The 16,207-nt window shown below is 34.2% G+C and carries 11 protein-coding genes, 1 other RNA gene and 1 pseudogene; 7 read left to right on the top strand and 6 right to left on the bottom strand.

Going from position 1 to position 16,207, the window contains the following annotated elements:
- Positions 1-149: 149 nt before the first annotated feature.
- Positions 150-1,571, bottom strand: coding sequence for an ATP-dependent RecD-like DNA helicase (locus EKM03_RS12610; RefSeq protein WP_126459238.1), 1,422 nt, complete (start codon positions 1,569-1,571; stop codon positions 150-152).
- 167 nt (positions 1,572-1,738) lie between these two features.
- Between EKM03_RS12610 and EKM03_RS12605 the strand changes: the two genes are divergently transcribed.
- Together EKM03_RS12605 and EKM03_RS12600 are read left to right on the top strand one after the other, a co-directional pair.
- Positions 1,739-2,545, top strand: a complete 807-nt coding sequence (locus tag EKM03_RS12605) for a DUF3822 family protein (RefSeq protein WP_126576147.1) — start codon at positions 1,739-1,741, stop codon at positions 2,543-2,545.
- Positions 2,542-3,135, top strand: a complete 594-nt coding sequence (locus EKM03_RS12600; protein ID WP_126451673.1) for an RsmD family RNA methyltransferase — start codon at positions 2,542-2,544, stop codon at positions 3,133-3,135. Before EKM03_RS12605 ends, EKM03_RS12600 begins: the two co-directional genes overlap by 4 nt.
- A 14-nt stretch (positions 3,136-3,149) precedes the next feature.
- Here the strand turns inward: EKM03_RS12600 and EKM03_RS12595 are convergent, their stop codons facing one another.
- Both EKM03_RS12595 and rnpB read right to left on the bottom strand, forming a co-directional pair.
- Positions 3,150-4,067, bottom strand: coding sequence for a ketopantoate reductase family protein (locus tag EKM03_RS12595; RefSeq protein WP_126459232.1), 918 nt, complete (start codon positions 4,065-4,067; stop codon positions 3,150-3,152).
- Between the two features lie 125 nt (positions 4,068-4,192).
- An RNA gene (gene rnpB / locus EKM03_RS12590) (RNase P RNA component class A) lies at positions 4,193-4,510 on the bottom strand.
- A gap of 121 nt (positions 4,511-4,631) precedes the next feature.
- Between rnpB and EKM03_RS12585 the strand changes: the two genes are divergently transcribed.
- The 3 genes from EKM03_RS12585 (at position 4,632) to EKM03_RS12575 (ending at position 6,874) form a co-directional block, all read left to right on the top strand.
- Positions 4,632-4,940 (top strand): hypothetical protein, encoded by a 309-nt coding sequence (locus EKM03_RS12585; protein ID WP_126459229.1) that lies wholly within the window; start codon positions 4,632-4,634, stop codon positions 4,938-4,940.
- 168 nt (positions 4,941-5,108) lie between these two features.
- Positions 5,109-6,194 carry a DNA polymerase III subunit gamma/tau gene (dnaX, locus tag EKM03_RS12580; RefSeq protein ID WP_126451676.1) on the top strand — a complete coding sequence of 362 codons (1,086 nt, stop codon included), beginning with the start codon at positions 5,109-5,111 and terminating at the stop codon, positions 6,192-6,194.
- A gap of 305 nt (positions 6,195-6,499) precedes the next feature.
- Entirely contained in the window at positions 6,500-6,874 is a 375-nt protein-coding gene (locus tag EKM03_RS12575; protein ID WP_231507343.1) for a DNA polymerase III, read from the top strand.
- Positions 6,875-6,897: 23 nt separating this feature from the next.
- On the opposite strand, the gene EKM03_RS12570 is transcribed toward EKM03_RS12575, so the two are convergent.
- The 3 genes from EKM03_RS12570 to EKM03_RS12560 all read right to left on the bottom strand — a co-directional run bounded on the left by EKM03_RS12570 (position 6,898) and on the right by EKM03_RS12560 (position 10,427).
- The gene (locus tag EKM03_RS12570; protein WP_126553444.1) at positions 6,898-7,788 is read right to left on the bottom strand and encodes a Ppx/GppA phosphatase family protein; all 891 of its coding nucleotides are present in this window, start codon (positions 7,786-7,788) and stop codon (positions 6,898-6,900) included.
- Between the two features lie 81 nt (positions 7,789-7,869).
- Positions 7,870-9,945 carry a polyphosphate kinase 1 gene (gene ppk1, locus EKM03_RS12565; protein ID WP_126459224.1) on the bottom strand — a complete coding sequence of 692 codons (2,076 nt, stop codon included), beginning with the start codon at positions 9,943-9,945 and terminating at the stop codon, positions 7,870-7,872.
- Positions 9,942-10,427, bottom strand: coding sequence for a histidine phosphatase family protein (locus EKM03_RS12560; RefSeq protein WP_126576145.1), 486 nt, complete (start codon positions 10,425-10,427; stop codon positions 9,942-9,944). The genes ppk1 and EKM03_RS12560 overlap by 4 nt, the downstream gene beginning before the upstream one ends.
- Positions 10,428-11,156: 729 nt before the next feature.
- Between EKM03_RS12560 and EKM03_RS12555 the strand changes: the two genes are divergently transcribed.
- Together EKM03_RS12555 and EKM03_RS12550 are read left to right on the top strand one after the other, a co-directional pair.
- A complete protein-coding gene (locus EKM03_RS12555) occupies positions 11,157-11,522 on the top strand; it encodes a hypothetical protein (RefSeq protein ID WP_126459218.1) in 366 nt (121 codons plus the stop codon).
- A gap of 95 nt (positions 11,523-11,617) precedes the next feature.
- Positions 11,618-16,207: pseudogene (locus EKM03_RS12550) on the top strand (hypothetical protein); the annotation flags it as partial.

The following is a 16,207-nucleotide window of genomic DNA, read 5'->3' as shown; positions in this document are numbered from 1 at the left end:
GAATCCCCAATAACTCGTATTCAAAAAAGAGCCTGAAATTTTAAGCAAGTCGTTTAGTGTGTTCATAGCTATTTTTTTTACCGCAAATCCGCAAATTATATATTAAAAATTAAATAGAAAAATTTGCGAATTTGCGGTTATTTTTAGATTTACTCCACAAAATTTTCATCTTTAAATCCGATCAAATATAATTTGTTTTTGGCTCGGGTCATTGCGGTATACAACCACCGAATATAATCTCTATTGATGCCGTCCGGCAAATACGGTTGTTCTATAAAAACGGTATTCCATTGCCCGCCTTGTGATTTATGACAGGTTATGGCATACGAGAATTTTACTTGTAAGCCGTTGAAATATTCGTTGGCTTTTACTTTTTGGAACTGATTGAATTTTGTTTGACCTTCGTAATCTTTCAGCACTTCCTGATACAATCGGTTGGACTCTTCATAGGTTAATGATGGCGATTCGCTTTTTATGGTGTCCAATAACAATACTGTTTCAAACGGAATCTGATTGGGATAATCAATCATTCTGATTTTTACTTTGGCAAACTTAAAACCATACAATTCTTTGATATTGAAAATTTCCAAGACTTCGATAATATCACCATTGGCAATAAAACCTGCTTCATCAGAATCTTTTAACCAGAAATAATTATTTTTCACCACCATCAGGAAATCACCTGTAGAAAGTTCACTTTCTTTATCGAGGATTTTGGTTCGGATTTGTTCATTATATTGATTCGCTCTTTTATTGGAACGAACAATAAAAGCAGTATCTTCAATGCTATAATTACTGTAGGCAGAATTAATGGCGTCCTGAATATCATAGCCATCAGTTAGGCGCACAATATCTTTGAATTTTTTGACATCAAATTTGAATTCAGTTATAAAAGAATCCTTCAATAGTTCTCGAAGTTCCGTGGCATTGTGCAAAATTCCCGAATTTTCTTCCTGACGCATCACTTCGTCCAACTCAATATATTCGACTTCTTTATCGTAGTTAATACTTAATGTTTGAATGTCTAATGCGGGACTGATATCTAAATTTACCGGCGGCAATTGAGCCGAATCTCCCAGTAAAATCATTTTGCAATTCGTGCCTGAATACACATAGGAAATCAAATCATCCAGTAGAGAACCATTTTCATAAAGCTTAGAATCGGAATTGGTGTCCGAAATCATCGAAGCTTCATCAACAATAAAAATCGTGTTGGTGTGTTTGTTTTGTTGCAAAGTAAATGAGACGCCACCTCCGGAAGATTTCTTAGGAAAATAGATTTTTTTATGAATTGTAAAAGCCGGTTTATCGGAATAATTAGCAATCACTTTTGCCGCACGCCCTGTTGGCGCTAATAAAACATACTTTTTATTGATTTCTACTAAACTATTTACAATCGTAGCTATTACGGTAGTTTTTCCGGTTCCCGCATATCCTTTTAAAACAAAAATGGTATCGTTATGCGTGTCCGTTAAAAAAATAGCTATTTTTTGAAAAAAAATATCCTGTTTGTGTGTCGGTTGAAAAGGAAATTTTTTTTGTAAAAGACTATAAAAAGAGGAGGAATTCATTTGGTATAATTTACATGCAAGGTAGAGAATGTTTTTTCAATTTCAATGTCAATAGCAATTTCAATTTTCAATTATTACTATTGATTTTGGCTATTGACATTGCAATTGATATTGTTATTGATTTTAAAATTTGTAAGTTTGCGTTGTTTAGAAAAAGTAATCTTATTATGAACATAGTCGAAAAAAATTATAAAAAACTTTCCATTCAAGTTTCATTGAAGGGACTTTCTTTTTGTACATTTGATATGCTGAACAACACTGTTATTTCATTCAATGAGATACATTTTGATCCATTTGACACCACTACCAAAATTGAAGATTTGTTTGCCAATGCCTTTCAGAATTATCCAGAATTAAAGGATACCTATGACGCCGTTCTGGTGATCCACAACAACAATCTTTCTACGTTTGTACCTACAGCACTTTTTGATGAAAACTTTATAGGAAGTTACTTACAATATAATACAAAGGTTTTTGAAACTGATTTTTTTGCGTTTGATGAAATACCAAATAATCAAATGAATGCCGTCTATATTCCGTACGTGAATATCAATAATTTTTTTATTGATCAGTTTGGCTCTTTTGATTATAAACACGCCAATAGTATTTTAGTTTCGAAACTTTTGGTTGCCTCCAAAAACATTGACCAAAAAAAGATGTTTATTCATTTCAATTCAGGTCATTTTGAAATCATTGTGGTTCAAAACCAAAAATTATTGCTTTTCAATTCTTTTGAATACAGCACACCTGAAGATTTTATGTATTACATCTTATTTACAGCCGAACAATTGAATTTAAATCCAGAGAACTTTCAACTGGAAATGATAGGGAAAATTGAAACCGAGAGTGCTTTTTTCAAAATAGCTTACCAATACATTCGCAATGTTTCCCTAATTGATGTGGAAGATTTGCGATGGAACAATTATTTTTCTGAGGCCGAAAACAGAAATCATTTTATACTTTTCAACTCATGAGAATCATTTCAGGAAAATACAAAGGAAGACGCATTTTTCCGCCAAAAGGACTCCCAGTTCGTCCCACTACCGATATGTCTAAAGAAGCATTATTCAATGTTTTGAACAACCATTTCAGTTTTGAAGGACTAAAAATATTAGATTTATTCTCTGGAACCGGGAATATCAGTTTCGAGTTTGCCTCTCGTGGCAGCACCCCAATTACCTCTGTCGATGCGGATTTTGGTTGTGTAAAATTCATCAAACAAGTGGCAACCGAATATGATTTTAATATAGCTGCTACAAAAAGTGATGTTTTTACCTATTTAGAACGGTGTAAAACTTCGTACGATATCATTTTTGCAGATCCACCTTATGCATTAGACCAGAATACTTTTGAAAAAATTGTTTCATTGATTTTTGAAAAAGAACTGCTCAATGAAGAGGGAATGATGGTAATTGAACATTCTAAATATACCAAACTGGATCACATGATTCACTTTTCATTTAAAAAAAGTTATGGTGGTTCCATTTTTAGTTTCTTCGAAATTGGCTCTGGCGAGGAAGATTCTGAAAATGAATCAGACCAAAACGATAGTGACGAAGAATAATTCCGGAAACAATTTTAAGACAATTGCTCCAATATTTGCTTATATATTGGAGTATCAACCCCGAATTTCAAACCTTCATTAACTACATATTCTGTCAAGGAACCCACTTCCGTTTTATTACCTGCTAATAGATCTCTGTGCATGGATGATGTATTGTCTTGTGGGGACTTCTCTAATTTAGCAATAGTTTGAGCAACAATGTCAATTGGCATCGCTAATCCTTTTGCTAAAGCAACAGCAGAAATCTCGTTTAATAATGAGCTATAAACTGCCTTATTTTCAGGATTATTTAAAATTCCTCCAATGTTTTGGTTCAAACATGAAGTTGCTGAAGCCAGAGCTGAAATAAAAATAAACTTTTCCCAAATCGTTTCTTCTATATTTTCAACAAGATAACTTTCGATATTTGCTTTTTCGAAGATAGATTGTAATTCTATTAACTTAGAAACCGGAGCATTTTTTGAACCAAAGAATAATTTTTCATAAGCACCAATTTTTTTGATCGCACCGGGAGCAACAATCATCGAAACAATATACACACAACCCTGTAATACATTATTTTCAGGAAATAGTATTTGTATGCGTGCCGTGGCATCAACGCCATTATATAAAGGAAGAATTATCGTATCTGGAGTGATACAGTTTTTTATAGATTCAAAACTTTTTTCGATATCATAGGTTTTAGTGGCGCAAATAAGGTAATCCAGCTCCCCAATTTCTTCTGGATCGTTAGAAACTAAACTAGGAAAAACAATGGTTTCACTCTCCTCTAAAATAATTTTCAATCCTTTTTGGGCTATTGCTTTTTGGGTTTCGCCACGAGCAATAAAGACAATTTCGATTGCATCCGACTCAGAATAAGCTTTGGCTAATAATCCTCCGAAATAACCGCCTACTCCACCTAATCCTAAAATTCCAATTCGTGTTATCATAAGCACTATTTAAAAAAGTAAACCATTAAGGAATTTAGAAAATTAAGCCGTGGAACTTAATGAAAACTAATATCTTAATGGTTTCCTTTTAGATTTCACAATCCTAAATTTTATCAAATCTTTTAAAAAAATGCAGACCTATAAGCCGGATTCTGTCTCTAATCAAGTAGAGCCTTATCATTTATCTAGATCCCGCATTACTGCGGGACTCAAGCTATCTACCCTTCAACAACGGACGAGAAGCCCTTAAATGCTGATATACTTGATATTTCACCGCATAGAGTTTACCTGGTTTCACTACAGCATTACCTGTACATACTTTCTGTTGCACTTGTCCTAATCCAATTACTTGAACCGACGGGTGTTACCCGCTATGCTTCCCTTTGGTGTCCGGACTTTCCTCTCTTTTGATTGCTCAAAACAGCGATAAGGCGGTCTGCGGTGCAAAATTACAATATTTTTTCATGTATCGCCATTTTAGATTATTTACTTTAACATCCTTTTCGCAATGACTTAATAATGAATTAGTTACCTTTATAAATAACAATAAATCTTTCATTAATCATGAAACCAATGTACCATTATACCACCGTAATAGAAGCCTTAGAAGATCTAAAAGAAAAAGGTTTTACCTATGATTTTAATATTCATCAAGATGATATTAAATCTAATCCACATAAATTTGAAGTAAATCACGTCTACCGCTACGAAGGGGATACTGATCCTGACGAAGAATCAGTAGTATATGGAATCAGCTCTGATTCTGGTAAAAAAGGAGTTTTTGTAGCTGGTTTTTCGGCAAATTCAAATAATGACGCCGCAGTTGTTTTAGAAAAATTATGCATCGAAACCGGTGGACAATCCAAACTTTAGGTAACACATAATACCGTTAAAAAAAAACACTTAAAAATCTGATTTTCTCTTCTATCTGGGCTAGGGAATTTGGGAAATAAAAACCATTTGAAAAATTATAAAATCTTTCAATACTTAAATTTTTCCATCTTTAAATTAAAACCTATATTTGCTTTCGAATAAAATTCTATGGAACAATTTGTAGTATCGGCCCGTAAATATCGTCCTCAAACATTTAAAGATGTTGTAGGACAAAAAGCCATTACCAATACTTTATTGAATGCCATAGAAAGCAATCACTTGGCTTCTGCCCTATTATTCACAGGGCCTCGCGGCGTTGGCAAAACGACATGCGCTCGTATTTTGGCTCGAAAAATAAATCAGCCCGGATACGATGATCCAAATGAAGATTTCGCTTTTAATGTTTTTGAATTGGATGCCGCATCAAACAACTCTGTTGATGATATCCGTAATTTGATTGACCAAGTTCGGATCCCGCCACAAACGGGACAATACAAAGTGTATATTATTGATGAGGTTCACATGTTGTCTTCCGCAGCTTTTAATGCTTTCTTGAAAACATTGGAAGAACCGCCAAAACACGCCATTTTTATTTTAGCAACGACCGAAAAACATAAAATTATTCCAACGATACTTTCTCGTTGTCAGATATTTGATTTCAAAAGAATTACCGTAAAGGATGCCAAAGAACATCTTGCTGAAGTTGCTGCCAGTCAAGGCGTAAATTTTGAAGATGACGCTTTGCATATCATTGCTCAAAAAGCTGATGGTGCCATGCGAGATGCGTTGTCTATTTTTGACCGAGTAGTTTCTTTTTGTGGAAAAGAGTTGACACGTCAGGCCGTTACGGAAAACTTGAATGTGTTGGATTACGAAACCTATATTAATGTAACAGATTTGATTTTGGAAAACAAAATTCCGGAATTATTAATCGCTTTCAACGAAATTCTTGCCAAAGGATTTGATGCACACCATTTTGTATCCGGATTAGCCTCTCATTTTAGAGATTTACTGGTTTCTAAAACACCTGCAACTTTATCTTTATTAGAAGTTGGAGAACAAGCACAACAAATGTATGGCGTGCAATCACAAAATTGCAGTCAAGATTTTCTCTTGAAAGGAATCGAAATAGCAAATGATTGTGATTTAAAGTACAAACTGAGTCAAAATCAACGACTTCTTGTTGAGCTTTGCCTTATGCAACTGGCCTCTATCACTTTTGATGGAGAAAAAAAAAAGTTGACCAATTTATAATTCCACCTACTTATTACAGGAAGAATGATTACGCTATAGTAGAAATTCAAAAAAACAATGGCAATAGCAATGAAAATGGCAATGTCAAAAATCAAGTTCCAGTTTCCAAATCCGAAACTGTTTCCCAGAACTCAGCTGAAGAGTTTAAACTTGAAGTTGTTCAACCTGAAACTCAAAGCCCAAAACCCATAACCCATAACCCATCAGGAAACGAGCCTAAGATTTCAGCTTTTTCGTTATCCAGTATTCGGGCAAAAAAAGCTTTAGAAGAAAGCAATAAAGGAATAATAAAAGAAGTTCTTAATTTGCCTACAGAAACTTTTAGCGAGACTGAAATGTTGCTGTATTGGAATAAATATGCACAACGCTTAGGAGAGAAAGGGTTTCGAATTATGGAATCACTCCTGCTTATTAATGATCCGGTATTAAGTGGAACTGCCATCACAATTGAGTTGCCCAATGAAGGATCAAAACTTGATTTTGAAAAAGAATTAAATGGGCTTTTGGGATATTTAAAAGGGCATTTACACAATCACGACATTACAATTGAAGTGATTGTAAATGAAAGTATTCAAAGCAGAAAAAATTTTAATGACCAAGACCGTTACAACAGACTTCATGAAATAAATCCAAATATTGATCTGTTACGAACAACATTTGGATTAGATTTAGATGCATAATACACATAATTTAGATTGGAAACTTAAATTTTATTGTAGTACATGGCTTTTACAATACCATCTGAAAGTCCAATTTTAGGAACATAAATATTTCTGGCACCACTCCATTTCATAGCATTCAGATAGATTCTGGTTGCAGGAATAATTACATCGGCACGATCCGGATTTAATCCCAGCTCAGATATTCTTTGCTCGTAACTAAGGGAATTCAGGAAAGCGTATTGTGAATTCATATAAATATACGACAAGGGCTTTTCTTGTATTTTTCCGGACATTTTAAAAAGCTTATTAATATTTCCGCCAGAACCTATTAAGGTAACTTCATCGTATTCCTGCGTATTTGTTTTAATCCATTTTTCTATTTCATCCCAGACTACATCGCAAACCATGTCATTTAATAAACGTACGGTTCCGGCTTTGAAGGATCTTGAATTTTTCATTTTTCCATTCGAAAACAATGTAAACTCCGTACTTCCGCCACCAACATCTACAAAAAGATAGGTTTGATCCGTCTTTAATAAATGATGTAAATCAGTAGAAGCAATTATGGCTGCTTCTTTTTTACCATCAATAATTTCAATTTTTATATCGGCTTTTTTCTTTATTATTGCCACAACTTCTTTACCGTTATAGGCTTCGCGCATGGCTGAAGTAGCAAAAGCCTTATAGGATTCTACTTTGTGAACTTTCATCAAAAGATTAAAAGCTTTCATGGCATCACACATTCTTTCAATATTTTCTTCTGAAATTTCACCAACGGTAAAGGCATCTTGCCCAAGACGAATAGGAACACGAACCAAGGAACTTTTGTTAAACTGTGGCTCTTTGCCTTCTTGTTCTACTATATTTGTAATTAGCAAGCGCATGGCATTAGATCCAATATCGATTGCTGCATATTTTTTTATTTTAATCATTTTGCTTGGATTCGTTATTCCTTATAAAAAATCATTATTCAATTTAATGTATCAAACAAATGATTACCGGGATGATACTACTTACTTTTTGGATGCTAGTTCTAACTTATTTTGGTAATATTTATAGGTCTCTAGTTGTGCCCTAAAAACAGGATTATGATTTCGTCCTCTGTATTTATTATCTAATTTATAGGAATGAAAACGAGCTTTTACGTTGCCTTTCCATCCGATATCAAAATTATCGATTAATTCATTTTTTATTTCCTGATCATAAATAGGACAGGTTACTTCGACACGGTCATCTAAGTTTCTAGTCATGAAATCTGCGGATGAAATATAAACTTCGGTTTGTCCGGCATTTCCAAAAATATAAACTCTGGAATGTTCTAAATAATTATCCACAATGCTTATGGCCTCTATGTTATTGCTCATTCCAGCAATACCGGGTATTAAGGAACAAATTCCTCTCACTTCAAGTTGAATTTTCACTCCTGCCCTGCTGGCTTCATATAACTTATCTATCATTGCAAAATCAGACAAACTATTCATTTTTAGTTTCATATGTGTTTTCCTTCCGGCTAATGCATGTGTAATTTCACGGTCTATTAATTTTACAAATCGAGTTCTTGTATAGTGAGGCGAAACAATCAGATGTTTGTAACGATTCACCCTGTAGTTAATGTCAAAAAACTCAAAGATCTTCATGATATCTTTCAAAATTTGTTGGTGACTCGTAAAAAGAGTCACATCAGTATAGACTTTGGCGGTAGATTCGTTGAAATTTCCTGTTGAAATAAAACCATATCGTTTTATCTTATCATTTTCATTTCTTTCGATGACACATATTTTACTGTGGACTTTTAGCCCTTTTATTCCAAAAATAAGTTCAATACCTTCTAATTGCATTTGTTCAGCATAGGAAATATTTGAAGCTTCATCGAAACGAGCTTGTAATTCGATTTGAACCGTTACTTTTTTTCCATTTTTAGCAGCATTAATCAGAGAGCTAATAATTTGAGAATTTTTAGCTAAACGATACAATGTGATTTTAATGGAAGTCACTTTTGGGTCTAATGCCGCTTCACGCAAAAATCGTGTGAGATAGGAGAAAGACTGATAAGGAGCATTTAATAAATAATCTCTTTGGCTAATTTTTTCTAAGATACTTCCTTCGAGACTTAGCCCAGGAATGGGTAAAGGATCATTCGTTTTGTACAATAAATCAAATCGCCCAAGATTAGGAAAATTCATATAATCCCTTCTGTTATGATATCTCCCTCCTGGAATAATACTATCTGTTGATTCAATTTTCATTTCATCAAGAAAAAACTGTAAGGTATCTTTTTCAATCAATTGGTCGTAAATAAAGCGAACTGGTTCTCCAATTCTTCGGTCTTTTACACTCAAGGATATCTTTTCGATCATGCTTTTACTTAAGTCACTATCGATATCCAATTGCGCATCTCTGGTAATTTTGATCATGTGTGCCGAAACACTTTTATAATCAAAAATATTAAAGATGCTGCTTAAATTATGTCTAATCACGTCATCAATAAGAATTACATATTGTTTTTCATTATCAGAGGGCAAAACCACAAAACGGTTAATTGTTTTAGGAATTTCGATAACGGCATAGCGAATCTCTGAGGTGTGATTCATCACCAACTTCACTGCCAGGTATCCGGATGTATCTTTTAGCAATGGAAATTCTGCTAAATCATTTAATATAATAGTGACTAATTCAGGACTTAATTTTTGGATAAAAAAGTCCTTCAAAAAAATTTCTTGTTGTGTGGAGATATCATTTTCTGTAATGATAAATATATTTTTTTTCTCGAGTTCCGATTCAATTACACTCAAAATTCGCAAACTTTCGGATTGCTGCTGGATAACAATTTCAGTGATATCTTTGACTAATTGTTGTGCTGAAATACCCCCAAGATATTTTTCTCCGGTTATCCCTGTTAAACTTAATCGTCTGATGGCGGCAAAACGAACTCTAAAAAACTCATCTAAATTATTGGAAAAAATACCTAAAAACCGCAATCTGTCTAGTAACGGAACTGAATTATCTCCAGCTTCCTGAAGCACTCTGGCATTGAATGCCAACCAACTTTTTTCTCTATCAATATATTTATGTGCTACTACTTTATTCATCTTAAATCTTTGGGGAATATAATTTTTTTTATTTTACCTTTTTTTATTTTTTTCCAATTTTTAGTATCAAATTCTAAGGATACAAATCCGGTTGTAGGAATGTTTTCAACGAAAACATCTCCAAATTTATTCACGAAATTTGTAACTGCCCCGTTATGTCCAAAAAGAATAATATTTTCAAAACTGTTACTGCAGGATTTAATAGCTTTCTCAAGCTTTTTTTCATCAAAGGTATAAAGGTCGTCTTTGTAAATGATACAGTCAATAGGATATGCTAAATTTTGAGCAAAAATTAACGCAGTGTCTGTTGCTCTTTTGGCTGTACTCGTCCAGATTAGATATGTTTTGGGTATAAAATGGCTAATATCCGAAGAAACAAGATGCGCATCTTGTATGCCTCTCTTTGTTAAAGCACGATCCTTATCGTGTAACGATACCTCCCAACTTGATTTTGCATGACGTACTATAATTAAATTTTTCATAATGTAAAATAATTTTGGGGTCTCTAAACATAAGAAATTAAATAATCAGATACAATTTACAAAAACTAAGTTTATTATTTAATTTTTTTTATTAAAAACTATGTTATTAGTATCAAAAAGAATCATTACAAGGTGCTTTTTAGTTGGTAAAAATGTTTTTAGTAAACAGTCTAAAAAATAAGTTACCTTAAATCAGTCTATTAGTAAATAGATGGTTAAATTATAAACAAAAATTACAAAACCTCTTTTTATGGCAAATAATTATATCCCTATATTATAAAAAATTAACTTTCTTTTCCGTTTTTTATCTTTTTTTTTAAAAAAATTTTACCTTTCATCGACTTTTTAAGTAGTTTATAGAAAAAAGAAACAAACCTGCTGTATTACCTATAATTTAGCTCTTTTAAACATTGCCCTGTTTAAAAAAACCTGAATATAATCACTCATACCTACATGAAAAAAAATACTTTACCCCAAAAAATATCTTCTCAGATTTATCAAATTTTTTTGAAAAGTCCTTCACTCTAAATATATCATTCATCTTCATTAATGAATAGTCAGACTGACTTTGTAAATACTATTCAGTGTATTAACAGAACAAAGGACTAGAAAAATTTCATTTAAATACAATACAAATAATTGCTAGCAAAACATCATTCAAAAACAGAATGTATGTTATTTAAAAGTTCTGAAGGATAAAACAAAAATTAGGAATTTAAAAAACAAAAAATGAAAATAATTTTACTTTATACAATTACTATCGTGTTCATTTCATCAAATTTAAGCTCGAACAAATGTTCAGATTGGATTTCTTTTGGTCAAAGCAAAACGGAATCCTTACTATTTCTTAGAACTTGTGAAAATGAAAATGGCGATTCTGGATATTTTGAAATTAAGAATGAAAATGAAAAAGATGTAAAACTTACTTATGTCATTACTTTCAAAAATGGGGATCTTTTTACGGCTAACATTATGATACCTCTAGATGACAAAACAGCACAAATAGTTTGTTGGAATTGTTTAGAGTCTAAAGATAGTGGAATTGCTTCCTGGAAATTTGAAAACATTGTTTTTGAAGACCAAGCCGGCTACTAATATCATTTTGTTTTTCAACATTATTATGCTTTAAGACTTGAATTTGATTTTTAAAATTCAAAATAATACTCCTCAATTAATTAAAATTTGATTGTATGAAAACTAAAATTACTCTTTTTTTATTGGCTTTCTTTATGTCTGAAAGTCCTATACATTCTCAAACTAATCCCAACAAAACATTCGATGCAGGCTCTTATATTATTGATATGGGGCAAAACACTACAGTTGCCAAAGGTTTAAAGCCTTATGGCTTAGTTTACACTTTGATTCGCGATAAAAATGTACCAGTATACTGGTCAATAAACTCCTCAAAAGTTAAAGATGGTGCTGATTTTTCAATTGGATCTAAAGCCTATAAAGGGGGAACTTTTATAATTGCTGCTGAGGATGCCGCTATTTTAGGAACCCTTATTGCCACTTGGAGATCAAATGGGGTTGTTATTGATGGCCCGATTGCAGCACCCTTCACTGCACCCATATTTAATAAACTTACCAGCTGGCCAAGGGCACTACTAGATACCGAAAATGGTAGCCTAATAACTCCATATTATCTTAATGCCGGAATTCCATCAAGTTCTTATGTAACACAAAGTAACCCAACTCAACTTACAAGTTGTGGTGATATTTACGTACTGCCACATGCTGATCCACAGAATTGGTCTTCGGCGTATGTTATCGCACTAAGAAATTATATGCATAATGGCGGCTATCTTTGGGTAGGCTGTCATGCAGTAAGCGCATTAGACATAGTGAGTGCGGGGAATACAACTCCATTTAATTTTCTTACGGAAAAAGGTCTAGAGCCATGGGCAAATCACAATAAGCCAATCGTTGTTGGAACTTATAATCCATCCGCTAATGCTGATCCGGTGATGCAGTTTATTGGGAAAATGGATGCTTCACTACAAAATGGATCAGAACGAATCTATCTTCCAAAAGCAGAATCTTTATGGAGAAGTACTACTAAAGTAGCCATTTATCAAAACAATTATACGGACTCTGGTAGAAATTACACTTTCCCTGAAAATCCGGCTGCTCTTCTAGCTTATGGACCAACTTATGGTGATGCTACCAAGGGTATGGTAATGTATCAAGCGGCTCATGAATATAACAGTGGAACTACTGAATCTATGATTGCGGCTCAAAGATCATTTTTTAACTTTGTACTATTGGCTGGAATTAAACAACAAATTAATGTAAACCTTAACAGCTCTTTTCCAACTGCATTAACTCCTAGTCAAACGTATCCATTAATAGCAACTGTGACTGGAAATCTGGGGGCGGTTACCTATGAATGGTCCGCTATTGGAGGTGGGACTTTTTCAAGCACTTCAACAAACCCAACAACCTACATCGCTCCTTCTGTAATTGGGAACGTAGCACTCCAACTAAAAGTTACAGATGCCTGTGGTAGATCTAATTTTGTTTCCGCTTTTATGAATGGTGGTTCAATAGTAAGTTGTGCAGCAGAAGCTATTCTACCTTCAACTCCTACTTTTAAAAACAATTGCGGTAATGATATCATATTTACAGGTCTAACTATTAAAGAGCCTAATTCATCTTCAATTTGTAATACTACAAAAACTTACACGTGGTCTTATGTAGATTATACAACATGTAATCCAAGTGAAACTCCATATACCCGCAACTGGTCTTATACATATACAATAAAAGATTTAGTAGCCCCAATAATAAGTGCTGCCGGTCAAAATATTACAATTAATTCTCCGACAACACCTGTTTTTAGTCCGCCAACTGCAACTGATACTTGTGGAATAACCACAGTTAATATACTTTCTACCACTCAAACACCTGGCAGTCGACCTGGATTATACAGTACAACCAGAACTTGGGATGCATCCGACAACTGTGGGAATCGCAGTGATTCAGTAAGCCAGACTATAACAACAAATATTGTCTCAGCTCAATGTAATTCAGATACTCCACTTCCTTTTATTGATAGCACTTACGGTAACCTATTAGCAACAGCAAGTATCAACGGTGTGTGTGTGCTTTGTGCGGTTCCTAATGCTTCTAGGTTAATAGATACAGACTTGAATAATTTTGCAACTGCATTTGTAACTATTGGTGCAGCAGGTTCAGCAAATTATAGAGTGACAGACACAGATACGGATTATTCTGCTGGTACTTATGTAGGGTACAGGATTGATACTGGTAATTTATTGAGCTTAAATTTACTGGGCTCAATTACAATTAGAACATATCTGAACGGTACATTAAAAGAAATAGCTTCGGGTTCTTCTCTTTTGGGTGTAGGATTGCTTAACGGTTCAGGAAATAATTATGTAGTAGGTTTTAATACAACTCAAGATTTTGATGCGATTGAAATTTCTGTAGAAGGTTTGGCTAGTTTGTTAAATACTATTGATGTTTATTACCCGGTTATCCAAAACTATTGTACAGGTCCGGCTTTAAGTTGTAATACCGCATCGGCAATGAATCTTCCAGCTTATCCAGTAAGTTTAGAACCGTCACATACTGGCATTTCAGGCATAAGTTTAGGTACTATTTACGATGCTTTGAATGTCATTAGCGCTAATACAAATGATTATGCTACAATAACTTTAACAGCTGGTGTCGCTGCTTCGGGAAGTATTGCTGTAAAAGATCAACTAACGGATTATTCCGCGGGTACTTATGCTGGCTTTGAAATAGAAAACTCTAATTTGCTGAATGTTTCAGCCTTAGGGAATATTTCAATAATTACATACCTTAATGGAGTTCAGCAAGAATCTTTTTTGGGTAATAATTTGGTAGTCAATGGCTCTTTATTAAACAATCCTGGTCGGTATAAAGTGGGTTTTGTTTCAACAAAATCATTTGATGAAGTTCAGCTTTCCATTAACCAGACATTGTCTCTGAATTTAGGTTCAACAAGAGTTTATAGTGCTGTTTTTGAAAATTTCTGTGCTGGGCCTGATTTGGTTTGTAATACACAAACAGCGATGTTAGCTCCTACTTATCCAGTTTATATTAATGGTATAAATACAGGTATTGATGGTTTAGTTTGTGCACTTTGTTCAATAAACAATGTAGACAATTTGATAGATCAGAATACTTCAAATTTTGCTCAAATAAATTTAACGATAAGTGTTGGAAACAGCGGTAGTATTTCTGTAAAAGATCAGGTAAAAGATTATCCTATAGGTTCTTTTGTAGGTTTTACAATAGAGAATCCTTTATTGTTGAATGTAAATGCACTCGACGCAGTCACTATAAGAACGTATCTTAATGGAGTTCTTCAGGAAACTAAAGTTGGAAATGCTGCTTTAGTTACGGTAGGAACCAATCTTTTGGTGGGAAGTAGTTTACAGACAATTGGTTTTGTTACAACTAAATCTTTTGATGAAGCTCGTATTACTATTACTAATACAGCAACAGTGAGTCTGGGAGTTGTGAATGTTTACAGTGCTATTTTCCAAAAATTGTGTCCGGTAATCTTAGAATGCAATAAAACATACGCATTGACGAATCCAATTTTTCCTGTAATCATTGATAGTGGAAAAACCGGTGTTGATGGATTGGCTTGTGTGGCCTGCGCAGTTAACAATACAAATAATGTATTAACAGCAAACACTACTGATTTTGCTTCGGTTTTAGTTACCGCAGGAGTAATTGCTCCAGCTTCTATAGCTGTTTTAGATCAGTTGTCTACTTATCCTGCGGGTAGTTATGCAGGATTTACAATAAAAGATTTGAATAGTTTGATCCAGTTAGATTTGTTCAATTCGTTAACTATTTCTACTTATTTAGACGGTGTATTTAGAGAGTCTAAAAGTGCATCCCTATTGTTAAATCTATCTTTGACGATACCTCCGTATGACTCTGGTCCTGGAATCTATAATGTGGGTTTTCAGAGTACTCAATCTTTTGACGAAATCAGAATTAGTGTAGGGTCACTTGCGAGTGTAATAAATGATATTAATGTATACGGAGCATTTATCAATACAGCAAGTACTAGTGGCGGAACTTTGCAATGCGCTGCTATTGTCGCTAATGATGATGCTGGAACTGCTGTAAATGGTGCCAACGGAGGAACAGCTTTCTCCAATGTTTTAATAAATGATACCTTAAATGGAGTCGCTGTTTTGGCTTCGCAAGTGGTCTTGACTACGGTTTCATCTTCGAATGCTGGTGTGACTTTATCCGGTACTGATGTGGTAGTGGCTGCGGGTACGCCTGCCGGTTCTTACACTTTGGTTTACCAAATCTGTGAAATACTAAATCCAACCAATTGTGATACGGCTACCGTTAGCGTTAGCGTTACCGCTCCTGCTATCGTTGCTAATGATGATGCCGGAACTCCTGTAAACGGTGCCAACGGCGGAACAGCTTTCACTAATGTATTGGTTAACGATACTTTGAACGGGGTCGCTGTTTTGGCTTCGCAAGTTGTCTTGACTACGGTTTCATCTTCGAATGCTGGAATCACGCTTTCTGGTGCGGATGTGCTTGTGGCTGCCGGTACGCCTGCTGGTAACTATACATTGGTATATCAAATCTGTGAAATTATAAATCCAAACAATTGTGATACTGCCACCGTTAGCGTTACCGTTACTGCGCCTGCTATTGTCGCTAATGATGATGCTGGAACTGCTGTAAATGGTGCCAACGGAGGAACAGCTTTCTCCAATGTTTTAATAAATGATACCTTAAATGGAGTC

It is taken from the genome of Flavobacterium sp. GSP6 (genome assembly GCF_003984855.1).
Lineage (GTDB): Bacteria > Bacteroidota > Bacteroidia > Flavobacteriales > Flavobacteriaceae > Flavobacterium.
The sequence above is the reverse complement of the archived record's forward strand: the minus strand, read 5'-3'. Positions and strand labels throughout refer to the sequence as shown.